The sequence below is a fragment of the Pseudalkalibacillus salsuginis genome, assembly GCF_021646685.1.
GTDB classification, from domain to species: domain Bacteria; phylum Bacillota; class Bacilli; order Bacillales; family Fictibacillaceae; genus Pseudalkalibacillus; species Pseudalkalibacillus salsuginis.
The window spans coordinates 40,767-54,446 of the sequence record NZ_JAKJHW010000003.1 but is presented as its reverse complement, the minus strand read 5'-3'; the positions used below and the strand labels follow the sequence as shown (position 1 = coordinate 54,446).

Annotated in this window: 9 protein-coding genes; 1 reads left to right on the top strand and 8 read right to left on the bottom strand. The window is 41.2% G+C overall.

Annotated elements, in window-relative coordinates; translation table 11 throughout:
• Positions 1-298: 298 nt before the first annotated feature.
• From L1611_RS09720 to L1611_RS09695, 6 genes are all read right to left on the bottom strand, one after another.
• Positions 299-1,579, bottom strand: a complete 1,281-nt coding sequence (locus tag L1611_RS09720; RefSeq protein WP_236312903.1) for an ABC transporter substrate-binding protein — start codon at positions 1,577-1,579, stop codon at positions 299-301.
• Positions 1,580-1,816: 237 nt separating this feature from the next.
• Positions 1,817-6,256 carry a glycoside hydrolase family 2 TIM barrel-domain containing protein gene (locus tag L1611_RS09715; RefSeq protein WP_236313277.1) on the bottom strand — a complete coding sequence of 1,480 codons (4,440 nt, stop codon included), beginning with the start codon at positions 6,254-6,256 and terminating at the stop codon, positions 1,817-1,819.
• A 644-nt stretch (positions 6,257-6,900) separates the two neighbouring features.
• On the bottom strand, positions 6,901-7,182 hold the full coding sequence (locus tag L1611_RS09710; protein ID WP_236312902.1) for a hypothetical protein: 282 nt from the start codon (positions 7,180-7,182) through the stop codon (positions 6,901-6,903).
• A gap of 188 nt (positions 7,183-7,370) precedes the next feature.
• A complete protein-coding gene (locus tag L1611_RS09705; RefSeq protein WP_236312901.1) occupies positions 7,371-8,000 on the bottom strand; it encodes a LysE family translocator in 630 nt (209 codons plus the stop codon).
• A gap of 127 nt (positions 8,001-8,127) precedes the next feature.
• Positions 8,128-8,550, bottom strand: coding sequence for a DUF2000 domain-containing protein (locus L1611_RS09700; RefSeq protein WP_236312900.1), 423 nt, complete (start codon positions 8,548-8,550; stop codon positions 8,128-8,130).
• Positions 8,550-9,377 (bottom strand): AraC family ligand binding domain-containing protein, encoded by an 828-nt coding sequence (locus L1611_RS09695; RefSeq protein WP_236312899.1) that lies wholly within the window; start codon positions 9,375-9,377, stop codon positions 8,550-8,552. Before L1611_RS09695 ends, L1611_RS09700 begins: the two co-directional genes overlap by 1 nt.
• A gap of 969 nt (positions 9,378-10,346) precedes the next feature.
• On the opposite strand from L1611_RS09695, the gene L1611_RS09690 reads away from it, so the two are divergent.
• A complete protein-coding gene (locus L1611_RS09690; RefSeq protein ID WP_236312898.1) occupies positions 10,347-10,508 on the top strand; it encodes a hypothetical protein in 162 nt (53 codons plus the stop codon).
• 209 nt (positions 10,509-10,717) lie between these two features.
• Here the strand turns inward: L1611_RS09690 and L1611_RS09685 are convergent, their stop codons facing one another.
• Together L1611_RS09685 and L1611_RS09680 are read right to left on the bottom strand one after the other, a co-directional pair.
• On the bottom strand, positions 10,718-11,734 hold the full coding sequence (locus L1611_RS09685) for an NAD-dependent epimerase/dehydratase family protein (RefSeq protein ID WP_236312897.1): 1,017 nt from the start codon (positions 11,732-11,734) through the stop codon (positions 10,718-10,720).
• Between the two features lie 177 nt (positions 11,735-11,911).
• Entirely contained in the window at positions 11,912-13,612 is a 1,701-nt protein-coding gene (locus L1611_RS09680; RefSeq protein ID WP_236312896.1) for a polysaccharide deacetylase family protein, read from the bottom strand.
• Positions 13,613-13,680: the final 68 nt, after the last annotated feature.

Genomic DNA, 13,680 nt, shown 5'->3' with positions numbered 1-13,680 from the left:
TGTTTCACTGATGAACGAACCGGATCCATGATTGAACCTCCTTCTGTATGAAATCCTGAATTAATGGTGATATTGATTTTTCCAAGGAGCCCTTAAATTCAAGAAAAGCGCAAGCGCCCTGATCAGCCACGAAGGTCACTGGAAGTCCGACGCGAGGAGGCTGCCGCCGCCGCAGGAGGACTGAAGTGATCCAAGTGGGTGGGCGTGAGAGCACTTCACCGCAACAAAAATTTTTATACTTCCTTATCCTTAGAAAAAGGGGAAGAGAATAACCTCCTTCCCCCTACCGATTTCAATGTTATTTTAATTCACCTGAAGCTTGATCAAGCGAATCAGTGAACTGTTCAACATCTTGTTGTGTAACAAAAATGTTTACGGCCTGGTTCACTTTCGTCAAGAAACCTTCAGGAGCTGCAGATCCGTGGGCAAGACTTGGTACTAGAGAAGCTTGTTTGAAATCCTCGATTGTTTCTTGTCCGTATGCATCATATTTGGATACATCCGAATCTGTACGTGCAGGAATCGATCCTTTCAACGGATTGAAAACGTCCTGACCTTCAACAGAACCGAGTACAGATAAGAATTTTTTCACATCATCAGGATTCGAAACGCCTTTTGGAAGTCCGAATGTGTCTGTAATGACCATGAATTCACCTTCTGTTTCAGGTGTTTCAGTCCATCCGAAGTCTTCTTTCACTTTAAGGTTCAGGTCGTTGACAAAATAACCTTTGGCCCAGTCACCCATTACATTCATCGCCGCTTCGCCGTTTGCAACCATTTGGGAAGCATCCTGCCAGTTACGGGAGCTATGGTCTTCGTTGATATAAGAAAGCATCTTCTTGAATGTTTCTGCTGCTTCTTTTACTTTATCGTCTTTAAAAGACAGTTCACCGGTGAACAATTTATTATAGTCATCTGGACCGAGTACACCTAATAAGGTTGATTCAAAAAGCTGAGTAGCCGTCCACGGTTCTTTGTCTCCAAGCGCTAGTGGGGTAACCCCTGCTTCCTTCAGCTTGTCAGCAGCTGCAAACCACTCATCAAATGTCGTCGGAACCTCAATGCCATTTTCCTCAAAAACTTTTGTATTATACCAGAGCACATTTCCACGGTGGATATTCACTGGAACAGAGTAGATATTCCCGTCTTTACTTACCATATCGATCAAATCTTGCGGAAACTTATCGTTCCAGCCCTCTTCATCATATAGGTCGTTCAACGGTTCCATTTTTCCAGCGGCTACCCAGCCTTCATTCAGCTCCGCTCCGCCATGGACCTGGAAGGTCGCTGGAGGATCATCCCCTTGCATACGGCTCGCAAGCACTGCTTTTGCATTTGTGCCAGCCCCGCCTGCTACTGCTGCATTTTCCACTTTCACATCAGGGTGTTTCTCTTTGAAAAGGTCGATCAACGCGTTCAGGCCATCTTCTTCACCAGCTCCAGTCCACCAGCTGAAGATATCAAGTTTGGCATCCTTGTCTTTTTTTTCATCTCCTGAACTGGAATCTGAATTACATGCTGCCAAAACCATCGCAAGGACAAGCAATAAGGACATGAATTTCAGTTTTCTCACTTTCATTCCAACAGTTCCCCCTTAATTGAATTAAAATGTAAACGCTAACAATTCAAGCTTACCACCTAATAGGAAGAGGAAGTGCAGGAAATCCCTGCACTATCTTGCTATCATCTTCATTATTTTGTCATGGTTGAAGATTTAGGGACAGAATGCTGAGGATCAATCACGATAATCCACCAAAATACAGCCCTGCTGGAACAGAAAAAAGAACTGACCGTCATTAGTCAGCCCTCTTTCCTATCAGTCGGTGGTGAATTTGGCGTCTGCCCAGTCGGCGTGGTCCTCATAGTTGTTATCACCTGAGTCGGTTACGACCAGTTTCAGCTCTTTTGCACCCTCAAGATCGATTTTCACCGATTTGGCAGGCGTATCGATTTTCATCAAACCGCTGTCATACGCCTTTTCGCCATCCAGGTAAACTTCGAAAGTGACGGTCCCCCAGGTCCTGCCCTTCATTTCCTGATCGACACCGACCATTGCCTCGAAAAACTTGTATCCTTTCCCTTCGATATCATAGACGATTTCGGAATGGGAATGGGTCCCGATCCCTTTTTCAAAAATCTGTTCCCCCTCTTCCGTCTTCAAGGTGATCGGATTCCCATCCACAGATTTGTCCTTGTTCACAGAACCCCATCCTGCTAGGGCGCTCACCCAATCGGTATCACTCAAATACAGATGCGGAACGAGGTTGAAATAGATCGTGTAGGTCTTCTCGAGCAGCCCATCCGCTGACCTTGCCGTAATGGTCGTCGTCCCAGGAAGCTCTCCAGCCTCATCGATTTCGATCTGGACATTTTCATTAACTGGCGTGGCCTGAACTTCAGGGACTTCAGAAATCGTACCCTCAAGATAATCCAGCTCATATTCCGTAATCTCAGCATTGAAATCGTCCAACGGATTTCCATTGATGTTGATGCCTTTGACCAGCTCATCAGTGATCACCCGTTTGCTCAAGTCCATCGGCGAGTCCTTTTCAGAAATCGGATTCAGGCGATAGCTGTAGGAATAAGGCTTATTGGCATACAACGTGAATTCCGGATGAGGCCTTGCACCCCAACTGTTGTCTCCTCCGACTCCCATCTGCCTGTAATCAAGACTGACGGTGATGTCATCCTTCCTTACCAGCTTATACGGATGGCTGGCTGTCTCAAGATCCTCCTCCGTATAATGAAGGGCACCTACTTCAAGCAGTGGATCACCTGTAGCCATCAGCCCGACTCCCTTCTTGTTCGTGAAGGTCACCCAGCGTACATCCGTCTTATTCCCAGTTTCCTGTGGTTCGAGGTATGGAATGAATTGATCCTCCACAGTACTTTCATAAAGTCCGACATCCGCCCCAGTCTTTCGATCCCAGTAATTTTCATGTGGTCCTCTTCCATACCACGTCATCGCTTCGAATTCTTCAGGCAATGTCAGCTCCATACCGAAAGCAGGGATTTCAGGTAAACCACTGCCAGGCATCACCGTATTTTTCACGACGACCTCTCCTGAACCATAAACGATGTAAGATGCTTTATAGTCGGATTGATCTGTCGTCGGCAGGACAGCTTCCACATCGATCCGTACTGCTTTAGATCCTAATTTTTTAACAGAAACATCCGTAATTTCACGGTCGCTTCCGGCATCGCGCCATGTCCCTGTCCTTGATGGCATGCCATTTCCTCTGTCATTATCGTTCGGCGCTCTCCAGAAGTCCGGCTCTGGTCCTGATTTCAACAGCTCGGTATCTTCAAACGTAAAGCTTGAAATCGTTCCTTCCGCTTTATCGAAGGTCACTTCAAAATCGGTACCTTGTACATCGACACTTTGATCGGTTTCTTTTACTTCAAGATCATTCATGTCAGAGAGGTCTTCTGCTTCCCGTTCAGGTACATCGAATGGAACGTTGAACTGCTCGGTTGCAATGAGATGCCCTTTCGATGCCCAGGAAGTCGCTTCCGGAAGGCTGAAGCTGACATCCAACCAGTATTCGACACCCTCTTGGAGTTCTGGCTGCTTAAATGGAACGTCCACTGTTTCCTTTTCCTCAGGCTTTATATCCAGATCTTTTAGTTTCCCGCTTTGGATCACTTTATCGTCTGCTTTCAATTTCCATTTGGCATCAAATGCATTGATATTCGTAAAAAGATGTTCATTTTTGATGGACATTTTGCCGTTCACCAGGTCGACAGCTTCCATTTCGATATTTTGATAGACCTTCTTTACTTCCCAAAGCTCAGGCTGAACTTCCCGGTCAGGGAAAACGAGGCCGTTATCAAGGAAGTTTCCATCATTCGGATTGTCTCCCCAATCCCCGCCATAGGCGAAGTATTCTTTTTGCGCATACTGCTCTTCCTTCATATTGTCAAAATCCATCCAAAGGACTGTACCTTCTCCAGGAGTCCCGTTTTCATCCTTCAACTCATCAAGTGTCAGAGCCCGATCGTATATCCGGACCTGGTCAATCACGGCATTCGCCGTCCGTCCTTTTTCCACGTTCCTGCCAATATTGACCGGATAGGCATTACTCTTGATCTCGCCGCTGAATTCCTTTTCCGCAAGCAATTCATGATCAACATAAAGCTTGAGGGCTTGGCCATCATAAACCCCTGCGACATGGTGCCAGTTGCCGTTCCAGTCTCCAGGGATCGGCGCTTCCACTGACACCCAAGAATTGTTTTGATCATATACGAAAAATTCGATCTGATCGCCATTTTGTTTGATCGCATATTGGGTATCCCCTTTTGCGATGAATGGGCTGTGTCCACTTGTCGCCTCAGGCTTCACCCATGCTTCCAATGTCAGAGCCTTGCCTGTGATGTCTAAAGCGCTTTCATCCGGAATCGCAACATATCCATCGATCGCATCACCGCTATGCCCTTCGACAATATCTCCGAAAATTTCCCCGGTCAGAGCAGTGCTGCTTTCATCAAACACCAGTTTTTTCGTAGGCGTCGGCCATCTCAATCCCTGGTCGACCCAGTCCCAGATGAATCCGCCCTGCAAATTATCGTACTTGTCGATGACATCCCAGTATTGATCCAGATTCCCGACACTGTTCCCCATCGCATGAGCATATTCACAAAGAATATACGGGCGGTCCGGATGGGTCTGAGCCCAGTTTTCAACACCCTCTACACTCGGGTACATATGGCTTTCAACGTCTGTCCAGCGGTTGTCCCCTTCATAATGGACAAGCCTTGTCGGGTCTTTTTCATGGACCCAATCCGCCATTTCCTTGAACGTGTTTCCGCTTCCGGCTTCATTTCCAAGCGACCAGAACAGGATCGACGGATGGTTTTTATCCCGTTCCACCATGCTTTTCACCCGGTCCATCGATGCAGGCAGCCACTGAGGATCGCTTGCGGGCAGGACATTCCGTACACCGTGCGTCTCCAGATTGGTTTCATCAATGAGATAGAGGCCATATTCGTCCGCCAGTTCATACCATCTCGTCTGGTTCGGGTAATGGGAGGTACGGACCGCATTGATATTGAACTTTTTCATCAACTTGATATCTTCTATCATCGACTCTTCAGTGATCGCTCTCCCACGATCCGGATCCGTTTCGTGGCGGTTCACACCTTTCAAAACAATCGGCTTCCCATTGATGAGCATCTGCCCATCCTTCAGTTCAAATTCCCGGAAACCGACCTTCGTGCTCATCGTTTCCACGATCTTCCCGTCTTTATCCTTCAGTTCCAGGACCAGGGTGTATAGATTCGGATGTTCCGCAGACCACTTCAATGGATCTTTAAAGAGCTGGTCTTTGTCTACCGTCACTTCCGTTTTCCCACCAAAATCAACCTGCATTTCGATCGGGTTATCACTGACCTTTTCCTGATCGGCGTCATATAAGGTTCCTTCGATCGTATACGGATCATCCGTCTGATTGCCGTTATTCGTTACGATCACTTCCGTGTTCAAGCTGGCATCCTCATAGGATTCGTCGAGATCCGTCGTCACCGTGAAATCCCGCATATGGACCTGAGGCGTTGAATAGAGATAGACATCCCGGAAGATTCCGCTCAATCGGACGAAATCCTGATCCTCCAGCCAGCTGCCGTCAGACCACCGGTAAACCTCTACAGCAATCGTGTTTTTCCCTTTTTTCAAATAATCGGTTATATCGAATTCAGCAGGGGTATAGCTATCCTCGCTATAGCCCACCTTTTCGCCGTTCACCCATACGTAAAAAGCAGATTCCACTCCCTGGAACGAGATGTAAACTTTCTCACCCTTCCAATCGCCAGGCACCGTAAAGGTTCTTTTGTATGAACCGACTGGATTATAGACAGTCGGTGCTTTAGGAGGATCTGGTTGTTCATAACCTGTCCAAGGATAGGTGATATTTGTATAAATCGGGTAATCGTAGCCTTCAAGCTGCCAGTTGCTTGGGACTTCGATCTTATCCCACTCAGACACATCATAATCTTCCTTATAAAAATCCGCTGGCCGCTCATCCGGATTCTTCGCCCAATGGAAACGCCACTTTCCGTTCAATGGTTTGTAATGAGGTGATTTCGTCCGGTCACCCTTCAGAGCGGATTTCACATCCTTGTAAGGCATCAATGTGGCGTGGGCCGGCTCCCTATTCACCTGAAAGGTTTCAGGATTGTTATTCCATTCGGGATCCTCTTCCCCCTCCTCTGCCAGAGCTTGTACATTCAATCCACTGAAAATGAGCAAAAACGACAACATCACGAAAAAATACCTCCTCCTTAAGCTCCTCAAGCTTACATCCTCCTTTAAAAGTAGTTTGATTAGAATGGACACACATTACTTTTTTAAGTTAATTAATAAAGTGTCCGAAGTAATTCGTCTTTAATGTCTAATTTTCGATAAATGGCAGATTTCCTCTTTCTATTTCTGAAATTCCTAAAAACAGGAAAATGATCCTGTGTCTAAAAGAGGAATTAACGTGCTCCGGCCACTTGCCTAATAGACTTTTTGATATAAAAGGTGACAGTTGTTGTTTTTTGGTTATATCGGTTATAATAAAAATAGAAAGTTCGCATATATTAAAAAAGACCGTCTGTGCTGCTAACACCAACGGTCATGCAATAGACGGTTCCCATCAAGGGGGATCGGCTAAGGGTAGAATAATCCACCAGAGCCTCTAACTCAAGGGTGGATTATTTTTTTTGGTTAAACGACAGTACTACAACAATTAACGTTGCAAACGCACATACGAACATCAACGCTTCAAATACTGTCATACAGCACCACCCCCTTTCTGCTGGGAGTGTGCCGACCACCCTTGAGAAATCCTATTCTATTGCATCATCATATCATGGCGGGTTGTAATAAATACTTCCTACTTTGTTTGATTACTTTAACTTCTCTTATTTTAGAGAAATATCTTTGAACTCTTTGAACGTTGTTAATTCCTTTTTAACGGTATCTTTCATTTTCTCTCCACATCTCTCACTACATAAAGTAAATATACCATCAGTTCCTTGATTCTTAGCTTTTGAGTCACTAGCTGTTACAATCATAGGAACACTAGTATTACGAGTATGTAGCTTTATTTGAGTGATCGTACCTTCACTATTCGAGAAATTTGCGCCTTCAGCAAACTTAACACTTAATCCAAATACTGGTTTATTATCTTTGATTTTTTTCATACACCAGGCACATCTCAACATTGAGCATCACATCCTAATAAATATTACCTTACCTTTTATTATTTTCGTACTACGTATTGTTAGTAATGAGGGTTCAGTTTTTACAATAATGTCAGCAATAGGTAAGTGTTTGAAATATAGGCTTCTCTTTTCACCAATCCTGAACTATCTTGGATTGTACATTTACATTAAATGACCGTTTTTACTCCAAACCCTATTAACATTACTCCAGTAGATTTTTGAAAGGCTTTTTGAGATTTAGGTTTTTTCAGCCATTTTCTCACATGATCTAATAGATAAACCAGGATCAAAAACCATCCTACTGCTATTAAAGTAAGGATTAATCCTAATTCAATCAGTTGATGATTTGTATTTCCATTAAGATCAATGAATTGAGGCATAAAAGTAATATAAACCAAAACGGTCTTAGGGTTAAGAATATTACTGATTGCTCCTTGTAAATAGGACTCTTTATAATGGCGGTACGATGACTGGACAATAGAACGGGGACTATCAGCTTGAACAGCCTCTAATGAAAGTGTACTTTTAGTTAGAAACGCTCTTACACCTAAGTAAAACAAGTATGCAGCTCCCAAATACTTGATTATATTGAAAAGAAATACTGACTGGGTAATGACAACTGACAAACCGAGAACGGCTGTAATCGTCCAGAAAGTAAGACCTGTCGCCATTCCGAGTATCGTATAACGCCCTTTTGCTCCGTAGTTAAGTGTATTTTTCATAATAAGTACCGTATCTGTACCGGGCAACATAGACATCATTAGGGCCATTATGATATATGCAAGTAAGTTATCCATCTTACTCCTCCTCGTTCATCCATTGTTCAAATCAGCTGCCAAGTCATAAGTTGTAATCTCCACTCTTATCAAAACAAGAAAACTAACTGGTTAAGATAAAAATTCAATTCTATAATCTGCACCCTGTTTACCTCAGTAGAGAAAAGCTTCCAGTTAAACGGTTTACTTTTTTCTTTTCTCCATAGATACCAAGTCCAAAGTAACTATAGCCGGCTTTTGATGTTTTCTGCAGTTTTGCTATGTACTCATCATACGTTTTACAGCTTTGCGCAGTATCTGAAAAATCTACGACAAGCAGATCTGCAAACGGTTCTGTCATGGTCGTATCTCTTAGTTCGTGGAGAAGGTCAGTGCTCCCTTTTAAGATTGGAACCGGTTTTTTCACAATTCCCAAATGTTCGATACCTGAACGGTCTTCTACACTATTGCCAACCATCTCGGGAGCATACTTTCCAAGTGTTACACCCAGGATAGCTGCTGTGTTGGCGATCAAGCCTAAAGGTAAATTCTCATCAATGATTAGCACACATTTTGTTTCAGGATTATTCATTACGTTTCTCCTTTACTTTCAAAAATCCTCATGTATTGTTTTGGTGTTAATCCAACCAGTCTTTTAAAAAATTTAGTTAAGTGACTTTGATCACTAAATCCTGTTAAAAAAGTAACTTCGATGGGCTTTATACCTTTTTCCAAAAGCTTTTTTGCATGATTTACTCGAATCGTTTCCAAATAGCTGTAAGGAGAGATTCCCTTTTGTTTTGTGAAAGATCTTAGTAAGTGATATTTGCTCCATCCCGTTAGGACACTTAAATCATTAAGCGTAATCGTTTTTGTATAATTTTCCTCCAAATAGTCACACACTGTTTTTATTTCATAAGAGGTTTCGGAAACCGGTGGAAGGATTGTAAGATCCGAATGCGTCTGAATGAGCTCTTCCAATAAGTATAAAAATAACTCCTCTTTCTTAAACTCACTCTCATCCTGCGAGATTTTTAAATGTAGCTCTCTTAAATTGGATACAATCTCGCTATGGTATAAAACGCTTTGTTTGAAGCATGGAAGGTTTTCATTACCATTAATTTCTAGAACTGCCTTTTTCATGACTCCTGGTTTCACATTGATGCAGCGATAATCCAGCGTTTTGCCGTCTATCTGCTCGCAACTGTGAGTATCATAAGGGTTAAACAATAATAAATCTCCTGGATTAATAATGTATTCTTCACCTTTACAAACCAAATGACGCTGCCCTTCTTCAATAAAGCCGATCACATAATATTCATGAAAGTGAGCAGGAAACTTCTGCATGATTCCCTTAAATCGATAGGCTTCGATGTTTAAATCAGAATCAAGATAAACCGTTCGGATTTCATTTAACATCCAGCTATCCTCCTATACTGTAATGACAATTCTAAAAATATCATTTATTATAAAACTTTTCTTGTATGATATTGCGCTTGAGACAGTAATTGATTTGTCCCCAAATATAAAAACCACTTTTGTTAATAAACATTAGAATTGAATATGATGATTCAAATTGATCGAAACTTGCCTTTCTGATGAATAAAACAGCATCCTAGAGTGATGTTAGCATAGTTTCATGGACACAATTTAGTTAAGTTTTCGAAAAATACAGGAAAAAAATAGCCTATTTGGAAAGAAAGTTCCCAAATGGCTGCTTTTTTTATTTATCCCCTAGAAGCCAGCAGTTTTTTCAGTAGCATCTTAGTAAATTAATATTTTTTAATATGACCTTACAGGAGATATAAGTTGAAGTTGAAGTGTATATGGCATTTAATCTATGTATGATTTGGCAGTATGTTTATTAATAAATGAGTATGATTACACATTTAAGCAATGAATGAATTGTTATTTTTATTCATCATTAAGAATTGAAGTATTCCGTTAAAGGGCCAGATTATGGAGTAGGAATTGTGCAATTATTTGAAATAGTGGTATTAAGTTAAAGGGTACTTTTTCCCAATAAATCATTGACATATATTCAATTGTTGTGAAGGTTATTGACGAAATTTCAAATGATAGCAAAAAAGTCCTGTAAACGGGATCTTAGCAACATTTACGAACGATCATGGTATTAAAATAAGCGCAGGACAAAAAAATAGATTGCTAAAACTAGGTTTTACTGATGAAGATCTATTACATGGATCAAGAAGAATATGACTTAAATAGCATACTCAAAGTAATGTATCTTCTGGTATTTCGTTTAGCGTTGGTCCAGTTTCTATTAGCTTTACTTCGGATTCAGATAAGTTTAGCTACCACTTTAACACACAAGCCTATATGTATATCTACTATGAATAACGGATGAAAGCAAGGAGGGAATAGATCATGAGGAAGTCAAATGAAGAAAAGCTCTTATCCTTTTTTAACGAAGAACCATCAGAATCTTATGATAGAATGGGAGCAGCTCAAGCTTGGGGGCATCAAACTAAAACTTTTGTGTTGGATTTGAAAGAATACTACCCTAAAAATCTAGCTATTTTGACTTGATGGATGAAACAAGTCAATTGCTCAAAAATGGAGACTTTGAAGCTGCTAAAGCAAAAATTGATAAGGCAAATATTAAACGTACAAATTAATAAGTGGTAATAAAGGGCGGGAGCCTCCGGGAGATACTGATCACAAAACGAATAGAGGACGACGGAGTGGATAAGTAAAACCACCCTTAGCAATTGGAGGATGGTTTTCTGTTACACATATTAAAAAGCACCTTGACGTTCCTGGAAATGCGTCGGTTTGTTAAGGGTTGAACCACCATTTTGTACCCAATCAGCTGTCCATTCGACCATTTCTCGAAGAGATACCTTTGGATATCCAAATAACTGGTGTGAACGTGATGCATTGTTAAGGAGAGCCGTACCGCTTTCTTCATTAATAAAGACAGGCGTCATCCCAAAAATGTCACCAAACTTTTCGGCAAGCCAACGAATAGACACCGTTTCTGGCCCTGTTATATTTAATAGCTTTGGCGGGGTGCCACACACAAGCAATGATCGAATTGCCATTTCATTCGCATCACCTTGCCAAATAACATTTGCATGACCCATCCTTAAATCAATTGGCCGCTGCCCTTTTACGGATTTTGCAATTTCCAAAAGAATACCATAACGAAGATCTATTGCATAATTTAATCTAAAATGGACCATAGGGATTTTATATTTATGGCTAAAGTAGGTGAAAACACGCTCTCTTCCCAAACAGGACTGAGCATATTCCCCTACTGGTCCAGGAAGAAATTCCTCTGGGGTTCCGCCCATCGAAATTGGTGACAGAGGATAAACATTTCCTGTTGAAAAAGAAACAATTCTCGAGTTTCTAAACTTCTCCGCCACTCGTCCCGGTAAATAAGTATTCATAGCCCATGTAAAATGCTCATTTCCCTTCGTTCCAAATTTATTTCCTGCCATATAGATCACATTCTCTACCTCAGGCAGGTCATTTAATCGGACATCATTCAGAAGATCTGTTGAAATCGTGTTAATTCCGTAATTTTCCAACTCGCCCTGCAAATTAGCATTGGAAAAGCGCGAAACACCAATAATTTTCTTCTTAATATGGGCTTTATCTATTGCATTTTTTGTTAGCTTTGCCAAAGTCGGCCCCATTTTCCCTCCAACACCAAGGATCATGATATCTCCTTTAATGTCTTTTATATTACTTACTAAGGCAGAAGATGGGCTAGAAAGCCTTTCCTCCAATTCATATACCGTCTTCACTTTTTCTCCTCCTTTTTGATAAAGATATTTTCTGTTAGCCTATTAATACATCTTCTCAATTAAAAGCTTCCTTCACCCCTCTGTTTAATTCGTTTACCAGTACAAAGGAAATTGTTAATACCTTATTCCCTATTTAGGGAAATATTTGTTTACCAATCGAAATCGTTTCACTCCACTCTAAATCAGATGAGCATTTAACTTGTTTAAAACCTTCTTAATACATGGAATACCGAACTTTTCTTGAACACGTTCAGGGTTATATCGAGTCGCGTTATGCCTTGAAATTGGAATCCATACGATTACATTTTCAATATTTTCAGGATTATCAATCATCAATTTTTCATCATTGTAAACATTTATTATCTTTACTTTCCTTCTAACCCTTTCCCAATGATTAATTTCCTTTGAAGTCCAAAACTCAAAACCTTGCTCTTTAGCTTTCCTAGCAACTTCTCCGATTGCTCCTCGTACCGGAAGCTGACGCAAGAGATGGATTTGATGGAATAGGAAATGCGCTACACCATCCACCTTCTTTACTTGTGCTAAAAAAGGATCGATTACACTTGTATCGGCAAGGGTCTCATGATTTAAATCCTGTGTTAAAAATCCAAGTTCGAGAACATCATACAGTCGATTTTGGTCTTGATAGGAAGCAACTGGAAAGTACGGGTGTGCAGTCCCAAATAAAAATCCTATATTACCTTTTTTACTTGGGCCTCTTGATTGATCTAACTGAATCCCAGCTCGTTCGCACCATTCAAACAAGTCTCCCCACCCTTGAAAACGAGTGTAATGATTTTTATTTGAGTGGATTTCCTCTAACTCAGTTGCACCTTTCAACCATTTCAGCTGCCGGTTGAATTCTGCTTCGCTCCAGTTTCCATTTTCTTTTTCAAGTGCATTATAATGAAAAGCAAGCTCATGGTCGGCTGTTTTGACTTTTTCATAAATTTCTTTGCTGTAGCCCGGTTCTATCATGCACCAGGTGGATCGTACTCCAGCATCTTTCAAAGATTGAAGGGTTATTCGTGCAGATTCATCTATGTTTATATCACTGTCATGAGAGATTGTTGCTATATGTTTTGTTCCTTCAGGCCAGTAACCAATGAATGGTAAAGTTAACTTTTTATCGATGATTCTTTTTAATAGATAATGAAAGAATACTTCTCTCCATAGATCAGCATACGGATAAGTAAAGTATGGAATTCCAGTTTCTGTTCTAGATCGGTCGAGGTTCCAGTCGAGCTCAAATCCATCATCAGCCTTTAAAATCCCTTCATCAAGGTTAGCAGTACCATCTGGAGCTGGCTCTCCATCTTTAGTCACTGGCTTTTGACCTTGTTGAATTCCTACTATCGTAGATGGAATATCTACATTCCAGTGATCAATTAACCCTTTTCCGACTTTATGTGTGATTAAGGCAGGGGTAGTAGATTCTCCTTTTGGATAATCGCTTATAAGCTGACCGCTTTTTTCAATAAAATGATTCCTCTTATCCCAGATGTTGCTTTTTAAAAATCTAAGAGGTTGTTCTTTATGAAAATTATCAAATGTTGCGTAACCCACTTCATTTAAGCTAATTTCATCAAATCCCAGCTTAGTAGCAAGTCCAGGGTATTCGGATAAAGTAATAACCGTTCCACCGTTTGTTGTAAAATTAATGATGCTTTCAACTTCCTTTTCACTTCCATTAGCTAATGCCACGATCAATACATCAATTTCGCTTTGAATTTGATTTAAATGAGTAATCCATACGTAAGGAGCTCCGAAATGACTGAGGATTTCTCCTATGTAGATAGAGAATGTATTTTCAGAATTCCCATATCTTTTTCTTGCTTCATCCTTGTCAAACAATATTCCGATTTTCGCCATTTCCATGTGTATCCACACCTTCATCGGTTAATTTTTCATTGTATTTCGGAACCAGTACAACCACCTTGAATGAA